20 protein-coding genes are annotated in these 21,076 nt (G+C 62.5%); 9 read left to right on the top strand and 11 right to left on the bottom strand.

Translation table 11 applies throughout. The features are described 5' to 3' along the window. Positions 1 to 16: 16 nt before the first annotated feature. Positions 17 to 211, top strand: coding sequence for a CbtB domain-containing protein (locus ACVZUB_RS03555; protein WP_003945915.1), 195 nt, complete (start codon positions 17 to 19; stop codon positions 209 to 211). Next, positions 202 to 978 (top strand): CbtA family protein, encoded by a 777-nt coding sequence (locus ACVZUB_RS03550; RefSeq protein ID WP_054801320.1) that lies wholly within the window; start codon positions 202 to 204, stop codon positions 976 to 978. The genes ACVZUB_RS03555 and ACVZUB_RS03550 overlap by 10 nt, the downstream gene beginning before the upstream one ends. A gap of 59 nt (positions 979 to 1,037) precedes the next feature. Here the strand turns inward: ACVZUB_RS03550 and ACVZUB_RS03545 are convergent, their stop codons facing one another. Next, positions 1,038 to 2,873 carry a flavin-containing monooxygenase gene (locus ACVZUB_RS03545; RefSeq protein WP_058039316.1) on the bottom strand — a complete coding sequence of 612 codons (1,836 nt, stop codon included), beginning with the start codon at positions 2,871 to 2,873 and terminating at the stop codon, positions 1,038 to 1,040. Positions 2,874 to 3,013: 140 nt separating this feature from the next. Next, a complete protein-coding gene (locus tag ACVZUB_RS03540; RefSeq protein WP_058039258.1) occupies positions 3,014 to 4,159 on the bottom strand; it encodes a hypothetical protein in 1,146 nt (381 codons plus the stop codon). A gap of 219 nt (positions 4,160 to 4,378) precedes the next feature. Between ACVZUB_RS03540 and ACVZUB_RS03535 the strand changes: the two genes are divergently transcribed. Together ACVZUB_RS03535 and ACVZUB_RS03530 are read left to right on the top strand one after the other, a co-directional pair. Then, positions 4,379 to 5,158 (top strand): acetoin reductase, encoded by a 780-nt coding sequence (locus tag ACVZUB_RS03535; protein WP_042451932.1) that lies wholly within the window; start codon positions 4,379 to 4,381, stop codon positions 5,156 to 5,158. A 77-nt stretch (positions 5,159 to 5,235) separates the two neighbouring features. Continuing rightward, on the top strand, positions 5,236 to 6,504 hold the full coding sequence (locus ACVZUB_RS03530) for a GAF domain-containing protein (protein ID WP_020968367.1): 1,269 nt from the start codon (positions 5,236 to 5,238) through the stop codon (positions 6,502 to 6,504). Here ACVZUB_RS03530 and ACVZUB_RS03525 read toward each other — a convergent pair. The 3 genes from ACVZUB_RS03525 to ACVZUB_RS03515 all read right to left on the bottom strand — a co-directional run bounded on the left by ACVZUB_RS03525 (position 6,483) and on the right by ACVZUB_RS03515 (position 9,261). Beyond that, a complete protein-coding gene (locus tag ACVZUB_RS03525) occupies positions 6,483 to 7,112 on the bottom strand; it encodes a DsbA family oxidoreductase (RefSeq protein WP_228232432.1) in 630 nt (209 codons plus the stop codon). The genes ACVZUB_RS03530 and ACVZUB_RS03525 overlap by 22 nt on opposite strands. A gap of 91 nt (positions 7,113 to 7,203) precedes the next feature. Next, positions 7,204 to 7,857, bottom strand: a complete 654-nt coding sequence (locus ACVZUB_RS03520) for a response regulator (RefSeq protein WP_042451934.1) — start codon at positions 7,855 to 7,857, stop codon at positions 7,204 to 7,206. Positions 7,858 to 7,905: 48 nt separating this feature from the next. Further along, entirely contained in the window at positions 7,906 to 9,261 is a 1,356-nt protein-coding gene (locus ACVZUB_RS03515; RefSeq protein WP_054781748.1) for a sensor histidine kinase, read from the bottom strand. A 24-nt stretch (positions 9,262 to 9,285) separates the two neighbouring features. On the opposite strand from ACVZUB_RS03515, the gene ACVZUB_RS03510 reads away from it, so the two are divergent. Continuing rightward, positions 9,286 to 9,801: a DUF4352 domain-containing protein gene (locus tag ACVZUB_RS03510; protein WP_003945701.1), complete on the top strand. Its 516-nt coding sequence runs from the start codon at positions 9,286 to 9,288 to the stop codon at positions 9,799 to 9,801. Further along, entirely contained in the window at positions 9,798 to 10,280 is a 483-nt protein-coding gene (locus ACVZUB_RS03505; RefSeq protein ID WP_064075124.1) for a hypothetical protein, read from the top strand. The genes ACVZUB_RS03510 and ACVZUB_RS03505 overlap by 4 nt, the downstream gene beginning before the upstream one ends. Here ACVZUB_RS03505 and ACVZUB_RS03500 read toward each other — a convergent pair. Together ACVZUB_RS03500 and ACVZUB_RS03495 are read right to left on the bottom strand one after the other, a co-directional pair. Then, complete coding sequence (locus ACVZUB_RS03500) at positions 10,255 to 10,689, bottom strand: OsmC family protein (protein ID WP_007726950.1); 435 nt, start codon at positions 10,687 to 10,689, stop codon at positions 10,255 to 10,257. The two genes, ACVZUB_RS03505 and ACVZUB_RS03500, sit on opposite strands and share 26 nt — an antisense overlap. 98 nt (positions 10,690 to 10,787) lie before the next feature. Next, the gene (locus ACVZUB_RS03495) at positions 10,788 to 12,011 is read right to left on the bottom strand and encodes a TetR/AcrR family transcriptional regulator (RefSeq protein WP_039972781.1); all 1,224 of its coding nucleotides are present in this window, start codon (positions 12,009 to 12,011) and stop codon (positions 10,788 to 10,790) included. 339 nt (positions 12,012 to 12,350) lie between these two features. On the opposite strand from ACVZUB_RS03495, the gene ACVZUB_RS03490 reads away from it, so the two are divergent. From ACVZUB_RS03490 to fadD5, 3 genes are all read left to right on the top strand, one after another. Beyond that, on the top strand, positions 12,351 to 13,340 hold the full coding sequence (locus ACVZUB_RS03490) for an NAD(P)H-dependent flavin oxidoreductase (RefSeq protein WP_064075123.1): 990 nt from the start codon (positions 12,351 to 12,353) through the stop codon (positions 13,338 to 13,340). Further along, complete coding sequence (locus ACVZUB_RS03485; protein ID WP_003945899.1) at positions 13,337 to 14,116, top strand: enoyl-CoA hydratase; 780 nt, start codon at positions 13,337 to 13,339, stop codon at positions 14,114 to 14,116. Before ACVZUB_RS03490 ends, ACVZUB_RS03485 begins: the two co-directional genes overlap by 4 nt. Before the next feature lie 95 nt (positions 14,117 to 14,211). Beyond that, entirely contained in the window at positions 14,212 to 15,801 is a 1,590-nt protein-coding gene (fadD5, locus tag ACVZUB_RS03480) for a fatty-acid--CoA ligase FadD5 (RefSeq protein WP_064688644.1), read from the top strand. Positions 15,802 to 15,858: 57 nt separating this feature from the next. On the opposite strand, the gene ACVZUB_RS03475 is transcribed toward fadD5, so the two are convergent. The 4 genes from ACVZUB_RS03475 to ACVZUB_RS03460 all read right to left on the bottom strand — a co-directional run bounded on the left by ACVZUB_RS03475 (position 15,859) and on the right by ACVZUB_RS03460 (position 21,049). Continuing rightward, positions 15,859 to 16,338 carry a nucleoside deaminase gene (locus ACVZUB_RS03475; protein WP_042923578.1) on the bottom strand — a complete coding sequence of 160 codons (480 nt, stop codon included), beginning with the start codon at positions 16,336 to 16,338 and terminating at the stop codon, positions 15,859 to 15,861. A gap of 77 nt (positions 16,339 to 16,415) precedes the next feature. Beyond that, positions 16,416 to 18,959, bottom strand: coding sequence for an ATP-dependent Clp protease ATP-binding subunit (locus ACVZUB_RS03470; RefSeq protein WP_003945604.1), 2,544 nt, complete (start codon positions 18,957 to 18,959; stop codon positions 16,416 to 16,418). Positions 18,960 to 19,256: 297 nt separating this feature from the next. Next, positions 19,257 to 20,114, bottom strand: a complete 858-nt coding sequence (locus ACVZUB_RS03465) for an esterase/lipase family protein (RefSeq protein ID WP_054187905.1) — start codon at positions 20,112 to 20,114, stop codon at positions 19,257 to 19,259. A 38-nt stretch (positions 20,115 to 20,152) separates the two neighbouring features. Continuing rightward, positions 20,153 to 21,049, bottom strand: a complete 897-nt coding sequence (locus ACVZUB_RS03460) for an esterase/lipase family protein (protein WP_047269726.1) — start codon at positions 21,047 to 21,049, stop codon at positions 20,153 to 20,155. Between the last annotated feature and the right edge of the window lie 27 nt (positions 21,050 to 21,076).

Here is a 21,076-nt window from a genome sequence, read left to right as displayed (position 1 = left end):
ATCCCAGGAGGCTTCGATGGCTCTCGCCTATTCTCCCGATACGTCGATCGATTCGACTCGTCTTGCTTTCCTCGCCGCTGCAGTAGTTCTGTTCGCGATGCTGGCTCTCTACCTGGTCGGATTCGACCAGGGCGCTATCTCTCGCACCGGCATGTACATGCATGAATTGATGCACGACGGTCGACACTTGATGGGCCTGCCGTGCCACTAGCCGACAATTTCACGAAGCTTCTCATTCGTGGTTTGTTGGCTGGTCTGATCGCAGGCATCCTTGCCGGCGGAGTTGCATTCGTGCTGGGTGAACCGCACGTCAACGCTGCCATTGCGATCGAAGAAGCCAACAGCGCCACCGGTGAGGTTTCCGGCGAAGCCGCTGGGCATTCGCACGGTGACGAAGAAGAACCACTGGTGAGCCGCGACGGGCAGCGCGCCGGGCTGTTCCTGGCCACAGCGCTTGCCGGACTGGCACTCGGGGCGATCTTCTCGGTCGTTGCCAATTACGCTCGACGACTCACCGGAATGTCCGGGCCGTTGTTGGCGATCGCCATCGCCGTCGGTGGTTGGCTGGCTATCGAGGCCGTCCCCTTTTTCAAGTACCCGGCCAATCCGCCGGCCGTCGGAGATCCCGACACCATCAACCAGCGCACACTGCTGTGGCTGGCCGCCGTGATTCTCGGGCTGCTGTCCGTCACCGCGGCAGCAGCGGCGGCAAAGGCAGTTTCCGGGCACGAGTTCCTCAGCGTGCGCATCGCTGCTCCGGTGGCTGCGTTCCTGGTGATCGTCGCGATCGGTTACGTCTCGCTTCCCGGCATCAACGAGGTGGGCGAGGACTTCCCGGCAACTCTGCTGTGGGAGTTCCGACTTTCCTCGCTCGCTACGCAGGCGACGCTCTGGCTCGTGCTCGGGTTGGCATTCGCCTTCCTCACCGAGCGCGCGACCAAGGACACCGAAGTAGCAAAGAAGTACGCCCTTCGCTGAACCTGCTGTGCGCCTTTATTAACCTCCCGCGGTTAATAAAGGCGCACAGCAGTTCTGTTTCAGCTCAGATGATGCACTTCCTGCAGTCCGTACACCGGTGTCGGGATGCCCTCGTAACGCGCCTTCAATTGCAACGCCAAGTACAGCGAGTAGTGGCGCGACTGGTGCAGATTGCCTCCGTGGAACCACAGCGCTTCCTGCTGCGTCGGCTTCCACATGTTGCGCTGCTCGCCTTCCCACGGTCCCGGATCCTTGGTGGTATTCGAGCCCAGGCCCCACACCTTGCCGACCTTGTCGGCGGTGTCCTGACCGATCAGATCCGCCACCCAGCCATTCATCGAGCCGTAGCCGGTCGCGTAGACCACCACGTCGGCAGGCAATTCCGTACCGTCTTCGAGGATCACGCTGTTCTCGGTCAGCTCACGAATGTTGCCGTGCGCGAGCTTGATGTCTCCATTGGCAACCAGTTCGGCAGCGCCGACATCGATGTAGTAGCCCGAGCCACGGCGTAGGTACTTCATGAACAGGCCCGAACCGTCGTCGCCCCAGTCGTGCTCGAAGCCCGCCTTCTCGAGGCGATCGTAGAAATCCTTGTCGCGCTCACGGATTGCGTCGTACACCGGGATCTGGAACTCGTGCATGATCCGGTACGGCAGCGAACCGAACGTGAGGTCCGCCTTGTGTGTCGTCATGCCGGCGGCCAGTGCTCGCTCCGAGTACAGATCGCCCAAGCCCAAATCCATCAGCGAATCCGACTTCACGATGTGCGTCGAGCTGCGCTGCACCATCGTGACGTCGATGCCGTTCTCCCACAGTGCACCGCAGATGTCGTGCGAGGAGTTGTTGGCCCCGATCACGACGACCTTCTTGCCCACGTACTGATCCGGGCCGGGGTGCTTGCTCGAGTGGTGCTGATCGCCGAGGAACTTGTCCTGCCCGGGGAACGTCGGAACGTTGGCCTTGCCGGACATACCCGTCGCCATCACCAACTGCTTGGGACGCAACGTCAGCTTCTCGCCGTTGCGGTTGACCTCGACGGTCCATTCCTGGGTCTTCTCGTCGAACGACGCCGAGGTGCAGGTCGTGGAACTCCAGTACGGAACCTCCATGACCTTGGTGTACATCTCGAGCCAGTCGCCGATCTTGTCCTTGGGCGCGAACACCGGCCAGTTGTCGGGGAACGGCATGTATGGCAGGTGGTCGTACCAAACCGGATCGTGCAGGCACAGGGACTTGTAGCGTCCGCGCCACTGATCGCCGGGTCGCTCATGGCTGTCGATCACGATGGCCGGTACTCCGAGCTGACGCATCCGGGCGCCGAGCGCGATGCCGCCCTGGCCGCCGCCGACGATCACGACGTAAGGCTGTGTGGTGTAACCGAGTTCGCGGTCTTCGATCTCCTTCTGCTCGGCCCACGTGATGCGGTTCGGGTCTGCCCCATGCTTGGCGCCGCGCGGACGACGAGTGCCCTTACCTTCTTCGTACCCCTTCAACTCCTGCAGCGACGTCAGCAGGGTCCAACCTTCATCTCCCTTCAAACGAAGGTGCCCGTGCGCACGCCCGGTTGCAGTCTCGAACTCGATCCAGGCTGACGTGACGCCGTCGGCCTCGTCGGGCGTCTCGGTCGTCCGGAATCCCGAAGGATCGGTGTCGTCGAGTCGCGCGGAGAGCATGTCGGCGATCTGCTCGCGACCTTCGACGGTCTTGATGTTCCAGGTGAACGACACCAGGTCTCGCCAGAAGCTGTCGAGTGCGAATTTGCCTGCCACACGCTCGATGTCACGAGCCGCGAGGGCCGACTCGAAATCCGCCAGCCAGGCGTCGACGCGCTCCTGAGGTGTCACCGCCGTCAACTTCACCTCGGGGGTGACTGCGGAATCGATGGTTTGCGTCATCACTTCTCCTTGTTTGTGAATGTGACACACAGCACATCCCATAAGTGGCCCCGGTCACAAGCGTTGCAGTCTGTTGCAATCAGTGGACGCGGTGCCGGCGTCCGATACCGGTTACCCGCACCGAGGTGCGGGCAACCGACTCACCCCTCAGCAGGCTTGAATCTGCCGAGTCCCAGCGACTGAAATCCCACGACGTAGAACAGCGTCCACAACACGGCCCAATCCACGAAACCCAGTGCATTGCCGTGCAATCCGTCGACAACTGCCGGCTCGTGAAGAATGTACTCTGCCGCAAAGCGGTAATAGAACAAGAATGTGACCACCGCGAGCGCAAACGTGAGCAGCGCGCGGATCGCCAGGTTGACCCCGTCCGCAAAGCCCGTGGGCTTGTTACCGAAGGCGTTGGCCCAGAAGATCATCCAGAAAGCCCAGCACACCCCGAGCTGCGCCGGGAATTGATGGATCACACCGCCCAACTCGGCAACGGCATCGCTTCCCACCAGCGCCTTCACGACCGGAAGTGCCACGAAGTACAAGCCGGTTCCGACGGCGAAGTTACCGATCGTGGCTGCGAGCGCCGTCTTACCCCCGCCGCCGAACAGTCGCCACGGCCAGTTGTCGAGCGTCTGGCCAGTCAGGATCACGACCACCACGACGCAGTAGAACCACCCGAGTACGGTGTCGACGGTCATCAACGGATCCGTGGCGGACAGCGACACGGACGGCAGACCGAACACGAAGTACAGCGCCAGCGTCGGAACGGCGACAAACGCGATCTCACACAAACCCACCAACGGCTGCTTCATCCCTAGGGAAGTCCACGGCCAATGCTGCCAGTTCAGGACCACCATCACCCAGGTCCCGAAGCCGAAGAGCACGAACAGCGCACCCGCGAAATATCCGAGGCCGCCCTCACGATCGGCCGCGAAATCCGGGTACAAACTCCCCAAGCCGTTTGCCAGGAGCCACGTCACCACGACGGCGAAGACCGCGGTCGCGACCATGATCGCCAGGCCTTTCGCCGGCTGCGGGAGTCGGTCGAAGCCGGCGAACTCGCAATTGAAGCCGATGAACACCACAAAAAGGATTGCCCAGAAAAGCGCCGCGTTGAACGGCAGAGGATAGAAACTCCAGGGACTGGTGGTCGGATCGGCGAGCAGGTACCAACTCGCAACCGCCAGCACGAGAACGATCACGAGGTTCGCGATCCCGAACCCGATCCAGCGGCGTGACGGTTGTCGGCTCGGCGTGGCCGGTTCCGTGGGTGTGTCGACTGTAGCGGTCATGTTCCCTCTCCCAGATTGTCTCGCAAGATGATTCGCGAAGTGGTTGCGCAACTATGGAGCCGTCGCGCGGGACATCGGGAGGGTTGCCGAGGGTTGCAACCGCTGCCCCATTCTGCGGAATTGCAACACGGTGCAACCCTTCCGCATTGTGGTCGCCGTCACATACAAATCACTCACCGGTTCACAACCGACTGGTTCACTGCTTACGAGGAGATCTGCATGAGCATCACGGGCAAGGTAGTACTGGTCACCGGCGCCGGCCAAGGCATCGGACGCGGAATCGCTCTCCGCCTCGCCCACGACGGCGCCGACATCGCGTTGGTCGACCTCGACCAGACCAAGCTGGATGCGGTTGCCGACGAGATCAGACGGATCGGCCGTCGTGCAACGACGTTTGTCGCCGATGTCAGCGATCGCGCGCAGGTTCACGCCGCAGTCGAACACGCGCACAGTGAGTTGAGCGGATTCGACGTCATCGTCAACAACGCGGGAATCGCTCTCGTCGGCCCGATCTCCGACGCGACGCCGGAAGAGGTCTCCAAGATCTGGAGCGTCAACGTCGACGGCGTCCTGTGGGGAATTCAAGCTGCAGCAGCAAAGTTCCAAGCTCTGGGTCAGCGCGGAAAGATCATCAACGCGTCATCCATCGCCGGCCACGACGGGTTCGCCATGTTAGGTGTTTACAGCGCAACAAAATTCGCGGTCAGGGCCCTCACTCAGGCTGCAGCCAAGGAATACGCGTCCGACGGAATCACCGTCAACGCGTACTGCCCCGGCGTCGTGGGCACCGACATGTGGGTGACGATCGACAAGAGGTTCGCCGAATTGACCGGTGCACCAGAGGGCGCCACGTACGAGAAGTTCGTCGGCGGAATTGCGCTGGGTCGAGCTGAAACCCCCGACGATGTCGCCGGTTTCGTCTCGTACCTTGCCGGGCCCGATTCCGACTACATGACCGGTCAGGCCGGTCTCATCGACGGCGGCCTCGTCTACCGCTGACCGCGGTGTCTTCACTGAAAGCGGTGTCTTCACTGAAAGCGGTGTCTTCGCTGAAAAAGCGGTTGCCCGAGCCCGCGATGCCGCCCGGTGAGGATCCTCGCGACTACGCGAGGACCCTCGCCGCGGTGTACGACGCGACGATGGCCGGAGACCGCGCACCGGCCCGCCCCAGGGACGTGGTCCGCCAATCGTGGCAACGCCTGCGCGAGTTAGGTATCGACCCCGAACACAACCGGGTCGAACCGTCCATGGACGTCGCCGAACTCGATCTCCGTCGTCGTGAGTCCGGACTGTACGACGTGCTCGACGACGTGACGCGTGGACTCGAATCGGTTACCGCGAGCGGTGAGAACATCATGGTCGTCGCAGATCTTCGCGGAACTGTTCTGTGGCGCAGCGGGTCCCATCGAGTACTGGACCAAGCTGCGCGTCTGGGATTTGTCGAGGGTGCGAACTGGGCCGAGGACAGCGTCGGCACCAACGCCATCGGAACGGCATTGGTGTCACGACAGGCGGTTCAGATCTTCTCGGCGGAACACTATGCGCGCAGCCACCATCCGTGGACCTGCGCGGGGGCACCCATCCGCGATCCGCGGGACGACCGTGTCATCGGCGTCGTCGACATCAGTGGTCCCGCCAAGACCGTCCACCCCACCACACTCGCTCTGGTCGACGCCGTCGCACGCCTCGCGCAATCACACCTGCGCGACAAGCATCGGGACAATCTCGATCAATTGCGTTCTGTTGCAGGGCCGATGCTTGCTCGTAGCGGATCACCGGCATTGGTGATCGATACTCATGGCTGGGTAGCGGCGGTCGATGCGCTACCTCATCGCTCGCGCGTGCTGCTCCCCGCGGCTTTGGCTCCCGGCAGGACGTGGTTCCCCGCTTTGGGTCTGTGCGAACTGGATCCACTTCCCGGCGGGTGGGTGGTCCGGCCGATCGCCACCGGCGAGAAAATCAGTGCGCCCACGGTGCATATCGATCTGCGCGATTCCGAGAACATGTCGGTGACCGTCACGTCGGGGTTGGGCGAATGGGCCTACTCCCCGACCCAGCGGCATGCGGAGATTCTGTTTCTCCTCGGATCCGAGAGGCGTGGACTGACCGCATCGCGGTTGGCGCAGGATCTTTTCGGTGACCCGGCCCGCACGGTGACCGCGCGGGCCGAGATGTCGCGTCTGCGCAAGAACCTTGCCGGAGTTGTTGCAGCGCAGCCGTACCGGTTCGTCGATGCAGCGCACGTCACGCTTTCCTGCCCCGACGACGGTGCACATCTGTTGCCGTTCTCGAACGCCCCGGCAGTTCGTGCCGCTCGCCTTACTCAGGCCGGTTCGGAGGCCTGAGTAAGCAACTGCAGAAACACCTCTTCGGGTTGAGCGCCGGATACTGCGACCGCACGGTTGGCGACGAAGAACGGAACGCCGCTGACCTGCAGTTGGCGGGCCATGGACAGATCTTCGCGAACAGCCTCGGCTGCGGCATCGGAGCCCAGTTGCTCGCGCACGACGTCGGCGTCGAGGCCGACGCTCACGGCCAGCTCGACCAGCACCTCACGGTCGTCGATCACCTTGCCGTCGCTGAAGTGCGCTTTGAACAGCGCTTCGAGGAGTTCGTTCTGCCGCTCACCCGCGAGATGCAGCAACCTGTGCGCATCAAAGGTGTTGGCGGCGATCACGGTGTCGAAGTCCAAGGTCAAGCCGACCTCGGCTGCCGTCGCGCTGACGTGGGCGAACATCTGACGTACCTGTTCAGGCGCCATCCCCTTCATCTCGACCAAGGCGTCGAGTTCGGTTCGTCCCTCTCCCACCGGGGTCTCCGGAGCGAGCTGGTACGAGCGCCAGATGACGTTGACGCGGTCCTTGTTCTCGAAACGATCCAGAGCCGAAAGGAACCTGGTCTTTCCGATGTAGCACCACGGACAAGCGACGTCAGACCACACTTCGATGGTCACGTCTTGGTCAATCACGATTTGATCAGTCACCGACGGTGCAACAACGAACAGGGCCGGGATTAGTCCCGGCTCGCGTCACGAGGTCACAGAATCACGTGACCAGACCACACCGGAACGCGATCAACGACGCACTCACCCGGTTGGGCACACCGAGCTTGGCGAACAACGAGGAGATATGCGTCTTGACGGTGGTCTCACCGAGGTACAGTCGCTCCGCGATGACGCTGTTGGCCGCGCCTGTCGCCAGGATTGTCAGCACTTCGCGCTCACGCTCGGTGAGCGAAGCGAGGGGAGTCAGGTCGGGTGCTTGCCGACGCGGCGCCGAGGCCACGATGGCACGTAGAGAATCGGAGCTGAACAACGAGTGGTCCGACGCCACCACCCGTACTGCCTGCTGGAACGCCTGTGGGGCCGCGTCCTTGCTCAGAAAACTGTGCGCGCCCGCCTCGACCGCTTGCACGACCATGTCGTCGACGTCGAAGGCGGTCATCGCGATGACCTTCGGCGGATTGCTCATGGTCATCAACTCTCGGGTGGCCTCCAAGCCACCGACCCGTGCCATCTTCAGATCCATCAGCACCACGTGCGGACGAAACCGAGTGACTTTGGCTGCGACCTGATCGCCGTCCTCGGCCTCGGCAACCACCACGATGTCCGGCGCTGCTTCCAGGATGTCCTTCATTCCGCGCCGAACCCAGGCGTCGTTGTCGACGATCAAAACTGTGATGCGCGAGTCAGCGTCCATAGTGCGCTCAGATTACCCAGAGCCCCCGACAGTCGGAGGGTGGGAGGGTTACGACGACCAGGGCACCCAGCAACTGACGAGGAAATCGTCCCCCAGCGCGCCTGCCTCCACCTTGCCGCCGATTTCTCTTGCCTGTTCGGCCAACCCGCGTAAGCCGGACCGCGAACCGATCGACGTCATGGGTGCAAGCTCGCTCAGCTTGTTGCGTGCGAGGATACGAATTCCGTCGTGCGGCGACCCGGTCACCGAAATGACGAGCATCTGGTCGCTCGCGTACTTCTGGACGTTGGTCAACGATTCCTGAACGACGCGATAACAGACGTGGCCCGCCAGCATTCCGACATCACCCGGGAGCAACTCCGATTCGAGACGGCAGTGAATGCCCGCGGCGCGTGCACCGTTGACCAGATCGCCGATCGCGTCGATCCCCTGGTGCCCGCCGTGTTCGCGGCGATCACCGCTTCCCCTGAGCACTCCGACGATTCCCTTCAATTCGTCCAAAGCCTCGTGCGCGGTGGTTCTGATCATCGCAGCGGTGTTGACGACCTTCTCGGGATTGTCTGCCGCGCTGACCTGTAACCCACCGGCGAACAACGAAATCCGGCTCAGACTGGCCGCGATCGTGTCGTGCATGTCGCGCGCGATCCGCGTTCGTTCCTCGGTGCGAATCATCTCGTCGCGCATCACGTCTGTTTTCTCGGTGGCAAGATCCCGTACGTGTTCGGCCTCGACGAGTTCGGTTCTGGTCCGAATCAGGAGCGAGAGCGCCACGACGATGCCGACCATGACGGCTGCGACGAGCCACGGGATCCAGATGGCGACGTCGTATTGAACAACCGCCGAACCGTCCTTGGGTTTCATCGTTCCCATCGTGAGAACGGAGTACTCACGATTGCGAAAAGCGTCGTAGGTCAACGAAATTCCGCACGCGACGAAGACAGCTGCCGCAGCGGCAGCAAGCCGAGGCCCACGCGCGATCCGAGCAACGGCGAACAATGCGATGAGCGCCGCCGTCGCATCGGTGGGGAAGAACAACGGGCCGACCAGCGTGATCGCCAGAACCACCCAGGGATACTGATGGCGCCACACAAGCGATATCCCACCGGCCACGCCCAGGACGAACCCGATACCGACCAATACCGGTGGCATATTTCCCGACGCGCCTGCGATGCCCACCGTCATGAAGGAACAGAAAAGGCTGAACGCGACAGCGGCGGTAGTCCATACGCGTCGTCGCACAACGGTTCCTTTGGTGGTGATCACCGAGCAAGCGTATCCACCGCCACCGACGCCTCGAATCAGCCGAACGGGTGGACGAACCGCCAGGCTCCGACCGAAAGGATGAGGCGGACCGATCTTTCGACCGAAGCGGTGAGCAGTCCTCACATCGTTGACTTGTGCCATACCAACTCTCGAAAGGCGCACATCATGCGATCACTCCGCACTCCCCTCGCCCTCCTCGCCGTCGGCGCAGCCCTGTTCGCAACCATCGCCTCGGGCGAGACCGACGAAGCGAAGAAGGTCGACGACAACGGTTCTTCCGCCGCACCTGCGGCCGCCTTCGGAATCGGTGACGTCGTCGAACTGGGCGACTGGCGCGTCCAGGTACACGGCGTCGTCGATCCCTACGTCTCGACCAATCAGTTCATCACCGCTGATCCCGGAAACCGCTACGTCGTGGTCGACACCGAGGTCACCAACAACAGTGACAAGCCGTCGACGGTCTCGTCGATGATGTGCTTCGAACTGCAGGACTCGGCAAACAAGTCGTACAACATCACGTTCACCGACAGCAGCACGTCGAGTGTCGACGGAGAGCTCGCGCCGGGCGCTGCCAAACGAGGCGAATTGGCGTACGAGGTCCCCGAAGCCGCCACCGGTCTGCGCCTTCAGTTCAAGTGCGATTTGTTCTCGTCCGGCTCGGCAACCATCAACCTGTCGTGAATCGTCCGGGCGATCTGCTGCTGAATCCGTGGGCACTGGTCTCGGTGGCCGTCATCTTGATCAACGACCACGTACTCAAAGGGGCATTCGGGAACACGATGACGGGCAAGCTGTCCGACGTCGCCGGTGTGTTCCTGCTTCCCCTGCTTCTGATCTCGGTTCTCGAGGTGCTCAGGCGAAGTCTGGTGGGGCGAGCAGCGATCGCCTGGTCCATCGCGGTCACGGGGATCGGCTTCGCCGCCGTGAAGGTGATACCGCCGATCGGCGACGCATACGAGTGGGTGATCGGGTTTCTCCGCCTGACCGCAGGAGGATTCCGCGGAGATCTCTTGCCGATCCTGGTCTATCGCGATCCCTCGGACCTGTGGGTGCTCCCGATCCTGTTCGCGAGCTACCTGGTCGTCACACACAACCGCACTCGGGCGCCGGAGGGGGCGCCCGAGCGCGAGATGATCAGTCCAGGGCCGCATCCAACGTGATGTCGACGCCGGTCAGTGCCTTGCTGACCGGGCATGTTTCCTTGGCCGCCTGGGCAACCTTGGCAAAACCGTCGGCGTCGAGGCCGTCGACCTCGGCGCGAACGGTGAGCTTGATTCCGGTGAGCTTGAATCCGACCGTGTCGGGGCCGAGTGACACGTCCGCGGTGATGTCGAGGCTCTGCGGGGTCCCGCCGGCCTCGGCGATCAGGGCCGACAACTGCATCGCATAGCAGGACGAATGCGCCGCGGCGATGAGTTCCTCGGGGCTGGTGGTTCCGCCGGCCTCCTCAGCTGCGCGCTTGGGGAACGACACGTCGAAGGTGGCGACGCCCGAGCTGGTGAGTTCCACCTGTCCCGATCCGGCCTCGAGGGTGCCGTTCCAGGCGGTGCGTGCGGTACGAGTTGGCATTGCTGTCCCTACTTCCGTCTTCACATGATTCGGTGAACGCCTTGCGATCACGAACCTACCCGCGATACGTGAAGTCACACCTACTGTTTCGGGCGGGACTACCCGAGGAGCGTCGCGGACAGCAGTTTCTCGACGCGGGCCTGCGCGGAGTTCTCCGAGGAAAAGTGCACGATTCGGCCGATGTCGAAGACCAGTCCGAGCGCCGCGTGGACGAGGAACCGCGCTTGGACGATCGTCAACTCCGGACGCGCCTCGACACACAAGTGCGCCCACTCCTCGACGTTCAAACGCTGAATGTTGCGCAACTCGGTCCGTGATCGATCCGGCAAACTGCCGATCTCGGCAAAGTACACGGCCAACAGTTCGCTGGTTCCGAACGAAACCTCGACGTACATCTTCGCCAACGTCTCGACGGCCGCGAGAGGAGTCTCCGACTCAGCCAACGCCGAGCCCAACGTCATAGTCAGACGATCGGACGCACGGTGGAAGGCCGCAGCAAGAAGGTCAGCCTTGCTCGCGAAGTGCCGATACACACTCGACGCGTTGATACCCGCCGCGGCACCGATCTCCTCGATGCTCACGTCGTGGTAGCCGCGCTGATAGAACAGCAACACTGCTTCCTGAAGCAGCACTTCGCGTTTCGACGTCCGTACGAGGCCTGTTTTGCGTTCGGACGCCCCTGCCCTCGCGCCGTCCTCCTCGGCAGCGGGCAATTCGACGCCGATGACGGACCAGCATGCCGCAAGAATCAGCGCTTCGATCTGCTTGGCGGACAACGCGGATCGATGACCGGTGATACTGGCGATCACACTGAGCACGGCGGGCGCGATGAGTTCTACATCCGCCGGGTCGAGTTCCGGACGAACCGCTGCCAGCGGCTCGGCGATCCGAAGATTGAGCGTGCGCATTCCCACCCGCAATTGCTCACGATCCTCGTCGACCAGGTACCTGCCCTCCCATCGGTAGAGCCCTCCCCGGCGCCGATTCTCGATCGTCGCGCGGATGACACCCACCATCGTGGAGTTCAACTGCTCGCGTGGATTTTCGTTTCCGTGCACAGCTGGATCGCTGGCATCCAACAACGCCTGCGTCAGGTTGTTCACGGTGTAGACGAACAGGGCGTATTTCGTGGGGAAATGACGATAGAGGGCCGGACCGGAAATTCCGACCTTCGCGGCGATCTCGTCGATGCCCACCGCGTGGTAGCCACGTTCGCTGAATGCTTCCGCAGCAGCGGCCGCGATTTGCGCCTTCCGATTCTTCGGACGCGTCCGTGGTGCAGGGTCGCCGCCACGCACGGAGACGCGTGTCTGTCCGGGCACCTGACCCTCCACTTCCGTTGCTTTCTCTTGCACTGCCTTCGTCCGCTGCACCGCACTTCCACGGGCGCGAGTCCGAACGGATCATGTTAACCGTCGCGAAGGTCGCAATTCGCGCCCGGTACTGCTTCACCCGAAACCCTACAACGCAGTTGTAGCGGCGGACGGATTCCGGAAAAAGAGTCTTGACACCCGCTCTCTCAGCGGTGTTATGTTAGTCACGATTCGCACAACCTCGCACGTAGTCCGCTGGCGGGCTCGTTCCCTGCGGCGTGAAGTTTTCTTCGCCCGCAAGAGGGTTCGATGCCGAATGACCGACCGTAAGAAAGTAGTTGTGAGCAGATGATTCGCACTCGCTTCACCGAAATGTTCGGCGTTGACCATCCCATCGTGCAAGGGGGCATGATGTGGGTGGGACGGGCAGAACTTGTTGCGGCCACGGCAAATTCCGGCGCCCTCGGGTTCTTGACGGGCCTCACTCAACCCACACCGGAAGACCTCGTCAAGGAAATTGCTCGAACCCGCGATCTCACCGACAAGCCTTTCGGCGTCAATCTCACTATTCTGCCGTCGATCACGCCGCCGCCGTACGCCGAATACCGCCAGGCGATCATCGAATCCGGGATCAAGATCGTCGAAACCGCCGGTTCCAATCCGATCGATCATCTTCCGCATTTCAAGGACGCGGGCGTGAAGGTTATCCACAAGTGCACTGCAGTTCGACATGCGGTCAAAGCCGAGAGACTGGGCGTCGACGCCGTCAGCATCGACGGCTTCGAATGCGCCGGGCACCCAGGCGAGGACGACATACCAGGGCTCATTCTGATTCCGGCGGCCACGCAGCAACTCACGATTCCGGTGATCGCTTCAGGCGGAATCGCAGATTCACGTGGACTCGTCGCGGCGCTTGCGCTCGGAGCAGACGGCGTCAACATGGGAACTCGCTTCATGTGTACCGCGGAATCCCCTGTCGCACAATCGGTTAAAGAGCAGATTGTCGCAAACACCGAACGCGACACCAAGCTGATCTTCCGGACGCTTCACAACACCGCGCGCGTAGCCGCGAATGCGATCAGTGCCGAGGTCGTCGACATCGAAGCACGTGGCGACGCGCAGTTCAGCGACATTCAGCATCTGGTAGCCGGAGCCCGCGGACGCAAGGTCTTCGAGGACGGCGACCTCGATGCAGGCATCTGGTCCGCCGGACAGAGCCAAGGATTGATCAACGACATCCCGACCGTCGCAGACATGATCGACCGCATGGTCTCGGAGGCCGAACACCTCATCACCTCACGGCTTTCCGGATTCGTCACGGCTGTGAGCGCGGCATGACCGCCACCGCCGAGACGGGCTTTCGCTCCGAAATCACCGACGGTGTACTGCGATTGACCTTCGACCGCCCGAAGCGGATGAACGCGATCGATCTGCCCACGATGACTGCTTTCGCAGCTGCCGTCCACGACGGCGGCGCAGACCCGGCCGTTCGCACCATCGTCATCACCGGATCCGGTCGAGCGTTCTGCACCGGAGCCGACCTCGCCGCAGCGGCCGTCAACCCCGCAGACCCGAAAGTCGTCATGGATGCGGCGACTTCGCTGATTCGCGCCATCACCAGCGCCCCGGTCCCGGTGATCGCCGCGGTCAACGGCCCGGCCGCCGGCGTCGGAGTGTCCATCGCTCTAGCCGCGGACCTGACGTACGCCGCATCGAGCGCCTATTTCCTCCTCTCCTTCGTCAACATCGGTCTGATGCCCGACGGCGGCGCCAGTGCGTTGGTACCGGCAGCGATCGGACGCGCCCGAGCGGCCGAGATGGCATTGCTGGGCGAGCGAGTTTCCGCCGAGGACGCAGAGCGGTTCGGGCTCGTGTCCCGCACCGTCGCCGACGACGCGTTCGACGCACTCGTCGACTCCGTCGTCGATCGCACGTCGAAGGCTCCCCGACGCGCCCTCGAACTCACCAAGCGCGCACTCAATGCGGCGACACTGGACCGCCTCGATGCTGCGCTGGAGCTCGAAAATACCGGTCAGGCAGAACTTCTCACTGGCGAGGACTTCAAAGAAGGCGCGATGGCGATGCTGCAGAAACGCGCACCCCACTTCAAGTAATCACTGCGAATTTTCGTTAACAAAACCACTGTACGAATCGACGGCTCACTGTAGCCTGAGTCACACAATCACCCACGCATGAGAGGAACCCATCGATGGCCTCCACCGATGCAGTCTCCGAGGCGCAGCGTTCACGCCGCACCAACTGGAACAATCAGATCGCCAGGCATGCGCAGATGATTCCCGATCGCACCGCACTGCGATTCCTGGGCGATTCCATCACCTGGAGCACCCTCGACGCACGCGTCGAGAAGCTGGCGGACGCTCTTGCCCGACGCGGCGTCAGCTTCGGCGACCGCGTGCTCATCCTGATGCTCAACCGCCCCGAATACCTCGAGGTCGTGCTCGCGACCAACGCACTGGGCGCCATCGCTGTTCCGGTGAACTTCCGTCTGACACCACCCGAGGTCGCTTATCTGGTAAACGACTCCGGCTCCAAAGTCATTGTCGCCGAAGGACCGTTGGCTCCGTTGGCCGGAGCTGCGCGAGCCGCGTCCGAGGGTATCGACATCTCCATCACCGTAGGCGCCCCCGCCGAGGGTGACAGCCTGAACTACGAGGACTTGATCAGCGAGGAGGGCGAGCCGCACGCGTTCGTCGACATCCCGGACGACACGCCTGCACTCATCATGTACACCTCGGGAACCACCGGTCGCCCCAAGGGCTCGGTGCTCTCTCACTCCAACCTGTCTTCGCAAGCATTGACCTGTATCAGGGCCTTCCACCTGTTCAATGCCGATTCCATCGGCTTCTGCGCGTCGCCCATGTTCCACATCGCAGCCCTAGGCTCCATAGCGCCGAGCCTGCAACTCGGCACGACCACGGTGATCCATCCGGTCGGCGCATTCGACCCTGGTCAACTACTCGACATCCTCGAAGCCGAGAAGGTCACCAGCTTGTTCCTCGTGCCCGTGCAATGGCAGGCCGTGTGCGCAGTACAGAAGGCGCAACCTCGAGCACTGTCGCTGAAGAACATTTCGTGGGGCGCCGCACCGTCGTCCGATACGATCCTGCGGGCAATGGCCGAAACCTTCCCGGACGCATTCAATGTCGCGGTCTTCGGTCAGACCGAGATGTCGCCCATCACTTGCGTTCTCGACGGCGAGGATGCGATTCGTAAGCTCGGATCCGTCGGTCGGGTCATCCCGACCATCTCGGCCAGGGTCGTCGACGAGAACATGGACGACGTGGCACCCGGTGAAATCGGTGAAATCGTCTACCGCGGGCCCACGATGATGAGCGAATACTGGAACAATCCCACCGCCACCGCTGACGCCTTCCACGGTGGATGGTTCCACTCCGGCGATCTCGTTCGAGTCGACGACGAAGGCTTCGTCTACGTCGTGGATCGCAAGAAGGACATGATCATCTCCGGCGGAGAGAACATCTACTGCGCGGAGGTGGAAAACGTCCTCTACGAACACGAATTGATCGTCGAAGCGGCCGTCGTCGGCCGCCCCGACGCCAAGTGGGGCGAGGTGCCCGTAGCGATCGTCGCGATGGCGCCAGGTTCAGCCGTGGACCTGACCATCGAGGAGCTGAGCAGCTTCCTCAACGATCGTCTCGCGCGCTACAAGCACCCGAAGGACATCGTCGTCGTGGAAGCACTGCCGCGCAATGCAAGCGGCAAGGTCGTCAAGGGTGAACTGCGAGAGAAGGTTCGAGCGGTCGACGCAGTCTCCTGACTTCACACGCAAACGGGCGGCACCTCCAGCGAGGTGCCGCCCGTTTGTGTGTGCCCGTCAAGCGCTCTGCGAATGCAACTTCCGATGCAGTTCTCGCACCAGCGGAACCAACTCCGGCACCGGGCCTTCGACCGGGACGTTCGGCGCAACCTCGTTGACGGACAGAGACTTCACCGGCGACGGAGCCACACCCCACTCCGCGAGCCAGTCGCCGAGTTGGGCCGAAGAGCAGATGTAGACGATCCGTCCGAGGCCCACCCACGCGTGCGCGGCCGAACACATCGCGCAGTGCTCTCCCGAGGTGAACACCGTTGCCGTCGAACGCTCGTCCGGCGTCAGATACTGGGCCGCCCACCGAGCCAGCTCGAACTCGGGGTGGCGAGTGTTGTCGCCGCCCGCGATCCGGTTTCGATCTTCCGCCAGAAATGTTCCGTCGGCCGCTGCCAGGACGGATCCGAAAGGTTCGTCGCCGGCATCCAATGCTTCCGTTGCCAATTCGACGCAACGGCGCAGGTGACCCAGTTCGATGTCGTTCATGTGTACGCCCTCTCCCGTGATACACGAAACGGGCGGCACCGGTGAGGTGCCGCCCGTTCGTTACCTACTCTGCTGTACTACTCTGCTGCGCTTTCGCTTTCGCCGGCCTTGGTCAGCTCGATCGGCGGTGCGTCCGGCACGTCGATCGGCTTCTTGGTGGGCGTGAACGTGAACTTCGCGTCCTCACCCGAGCCTTCGCCGTCCCAGTTCTCGACGTCGACGAGCACGATGTGGCCGGGTCCGATCTCTCCGAAGAGGATCTTCTCGGACATCTGGTCCTCGATCTCGCGCTGGATGGTGCGACGCAGCGGTCGTGCACCCAGTACCGGATCGAATCCGCGCTTGGCCAGAAGCGACTTGGCCTTGTCGGTGACCTCCATGGCCATGTCCTTGTTCTTGAGTGCCGCCTCGACGCGAGCGAGCATCAGGTCGACCATCTGAACGATCTGCTCGTTCGTGAGCTGATGGAAGACGACGATGTCGTCGATACGGTTCAAGAACTCGGGACGGAAGTGCTTCTTCAGCTCGTCGTGAACCTTGAGCTTCATGCGCTCGTAGTTCGACTCCGTGCCCGTTCCCGAGCTGAAGCCCAGGCCGACTGCCTTGGAGATGTCCGACGTACCGAGGTTGGACGTGAAGATCAGCACCGTGTTCTTGAAGTCGACGGTACGTCCCTGACCGTCGGTGAGACGGCCGTCCTCGAGCACCTGCAGGAGGGTGTTGTAGATCTCCTGGTGTGCCTTCTCGATCTCGTCGAACAGGACAACGCTGAACGGCTTGCGGCGCACCTTCTCGGTGAGCTGGCCACCCTCTTCGTATCCGACGTACCCGGGAGGGGCACCGAACAGACGCGAAGCGGTGAAGCGGTCGTGGAACTCGCCCATGTCGATCTGGATCAAGGCGTCGTCGTCGCCGAACAGGAAGTTGGCGAGCGACTTCGCGAGCTCCGTCTTACCGACACCGGACGGGCCGGCGAAGATGAACGAGCCCGAGGGACGCTTGGGATCCTTCAGACCTGCACGCGTACGACGGATCGCCTTCGAGACGGACTTGACCGCCTCTTCCTGGCCGATGATCCGCTTGTGCAGTTCCTCTTCCATGCGGAGCAGACGAGTGGTCTCCTCCTCGGTGAGCTTGAAGACGGGGATACCGGTCCAGTTGCCCAGAACCTCGGCGATCTGCTCGTCGTCGACCTCGGCAATGACGTCCAGGTCGCCCGCACGCCACTGCTTCTCACGCTCAGCGCGCTGAGCAACGAGGGTCTTCTCCTTGTCACGCAGGTTCGCAGCCTTCTCGAAGTCCTGCGCGTCGATCGCGGACTCCTTCTCGCGACGCGCGTCGGCGATGCGATCGTCGAATTCGCGCAGGTCCGGCGGTGCAGTCATCCGACGGATGCGCATTCGCGCGCCCGCCTCGTCGATGAGGTCGATCGCCTTGTCCGGCAAGAAGCGGTCGTTGATGTAGCGGTCGGCCAGCGTCGCCGCTGCCACGAGAGCACCGTCCGTGATGGAGACACGGTGGTGAGCCTCGTAGCGGTCACGAAGACCCTTGAGGATCTCGATGGTGTGCTCGACGGTCGGCTCGCCCACCTGAACGGGCTGGAAACGACGCTCGAGGGCAGCATCCTTCTCGATGTACTTGCGGTACTCGTCGAGCGTGGTGGCACCGATGGTCTGCAGCTCACCGCGAGCAAGCTTGGGCTTGAGGATGGAGGCCGCGTCGATAGCGCCTTCGGCCGCGCCCGCACCCACGAGGGTGTGCAGCTCGTCGATGAACAGGATGATGTCGCCGCGGGTGTTGATCTCCTTGAGAACCTTCTTCAGGCGCTCTTCGAAGTCACCGCGGTAACGGCTGCCGGCCACGAGCGACCCGAGGTCGAGCGTGTACAGCTGCTTGTCCTTGAGGGTCTCGGGGACCTCGCCGTTGACGATTGCCTGAGCCAGGCCCTCGACCACAGCGGTCTTACCGACACCGGGTTCACCGATGAGAACCGGGTTGTTCTTGGTACGACGCGAGAGAACCTGCATGACGCGCTCGATTTCCTTCGAGCGGCCGATGACCGGGTCCAGCTTGCCTTCGAGGGCAGCTTGCGTCAGGTTGCGACCGAACTGGTCGAGCACGAGCGAGGTGGACGGCGTGCCGGCCTCTCCGCGGGTGCCACCGGTTTCGGTGGGCTCCTTGCCCTGGTAGCCCGACAGCAGCTGGATGACCTGCTGGCGGACGCGGTTGAGATCGGCACCGAGCTTGACCAGAACCTGGGCTGCTACGCCCTCACCCTCACGGATGAGACCGAGCAGGATGTGCTCCGTACCGATGTAGTTGTGTCCGAGCTGCAGCGCTTCGCGCAGACTCAGCTCGAGGACTTTCTTGGCGCGCGGTGTGAAGGGGATGTGACCGGACGGAGCCTGCTGGCCCTGGCCGATGATCTCCTCGACCTGGCTGCGGACTCCCTCGAGGGAGATACCCAACGACTCCAACGACTTGGCTGCGACACCTTCGCCCTCGTGAATGAGGCCGAGAAGGATGTGCTCCGTGCCGATGTAGTTGTGGTTGAGCATCCTGGCTTCTTCTTGAGCCAGGACAACAACGCGCCGCGCGCGATCGGTGAACCTCTCGAACATCGCTCTCCCTCACACTCTCCGGCGGGCAGGTTCGAGACCGGATGTCTCGTCCCTGGTCGCCGCGTTTCGCTCCGGCACTACAGACTGATCGCCTCGCCGGTCAGCGGACTGACGTCCACGAATCGACAAAGGTTGCACGACCCCACTTATTACTCTAGAGGGCGCGAAGTCCACCTGCTGCTCCTCCACCCGATTGGCGGCGGAAGCCGGACTGCTTACCGTTCACAACGTCGCAGCTGAGGGAATCGTTTCCCGGTTCCTGTACGCCTGAAGCGAACAGCGATTTTCGACGCCTGATCAGCCGAATATCGGGAGTACCCGAGCGCACGGCACCTCACGCGGATTCGACGGATCCAGCGCGTTGAGCGTCAGAGTCGCCGTTCGCTGCGACGCCACCAGCGCGATGTGATCCGACAGGTCCTGCTCGCAACCGTCCTGAACAACTATGTTCGACGCGTTCGACGCGGCCAGTATTCCGCTGCTGTACGGAACGACCACTTGATCGAATCGAGTCACGATGTTGGTGTACTCGACGTCATCGGAGTAGACGCCCGCGTCGCGCAGTTCGGTGACGAAGCTGGCGTTGTCGAAATCCGGTCCCCCGACGCCTTCCGGCGGGCCGACCTCCGAGCCGTCCCACAACGGAGCGATGGAGACGATCTTGGAAACGTGCGTGTCACCGCCGAGGAACTTGGCGTAGTAGGCACTGACCGTCGTCCCCTGAGAGTGTCCGATCAGGTCGACCTTCGAGGCACCCGTCGCAGAGAGAACGTCGTCGACGAAGTCCGACAGTTGCCCTGCGCTGTCTCCGAGTGGTGCGAGACCGCCGGCTGCGGAAATCGGCCACGGCTGGTCCGTTCGATTCCCGAAGGTGAGCGCAAAAACGCAGTATCCCTCGTTGGCCAGTACGGGTGCGAGTACGCCCCAATTGGTCTGACGGTTGGCCGCCGTCCCGTGCACCAGGACGACTGGATCAGGATGAGCAGCGGAAGGCGTGCACGAGAAGTCGTTGGTGCCAGGGGCCGATCCGCCCGGGTTGGTCGCTTCGAGGGCGATTCCACTGAGGAAACCGGACGGAACGGGAAGAGGTTCGTTCGCCGACGCAAGAGACGGCGCGGACGCGGCCACGGCTCCCGCCACAGCGAGAGCGCCCACGCATGTTCGAATCCCCACCGAAGGCCTCCGCATAGTGATCAACCCACGACGGGCAATACCGAGTTGCACGGTACCGGCCGCTGATGCGCGGGGTCGAGTGCATTGAGCGCAAAAGTCGCGGCGCGCAGCGATGCCGCGATTGCCAGGTGATCGGAGATGTCTTGCTCACAACCGTCCTGGACGACGATGTTGGTGGCGTTCGGCCCAGGCTCCAGCCCATTCGTATACGGCAGCACCAGTTCGTCGTAGCGGGTCGTGATGTTCGTGTAGTGAACACCCGGCGCGTAAACGCCTCCCGCACGGAGATTTTCGATGAACTCCGAGCCTGCCCCCATGTTCAGACATGCCTTGCAGATCGGGAATCCGGCCTGCGCTGCCTCGGATACCCCGAGTTCGCGAAGGCTGCGGCCGACACTTGCCTGCTCGTTTCCGAGCGTTCCCTTCCACAGCGACGCCACCGAGACGATGTTGTCCACTTTGTCGGCACCACCGAGGAACTTCGCGTAGTACCCGTTGATGATGGTGCCCTGGGAATGTCCGATCAGATCTACCGATGTAGCACCCGTGGCATCAAGTACTTGATCGACAAAATTCGACAATTGCGCTGCGCTGGAAGGAATTTCCTGCATTCCACCGATGGCCGACAACGGCCACGGCTGCTCGGGGAAGTTGCCGTATGTCAGCGCGAAGACGCAGTAGCCCTCGTTGGCGAGCAACGGCGCATAGGTGGCCCAGTTGGTCTGCCTGTTTCCACCCGTTCCGTGAACGAGCACAACCGGATTGGGATGTTCGGCAGTCGGTTTACACGAAAAGTCATTGGATCCAGGAGCTGAACCGCCAGGATTTCCCAACTCCTGAGGAACACCGGCAAGGAAGGCATTGGGCACGGGCAACGGGGCCTGAGCCGAAGCCACGGAGGTGAACCCGACGAGCATCAGAGCGGCAAGAACCACGCCCCCGAA

It is taken from the genome of Rhodococcus sp. OS5, assembly GCF_056837585.1.
Note: the sequence above shows the minus strand (reverse complement) of the source record. Positions and strands in the feature narration are given on the sequence as shown.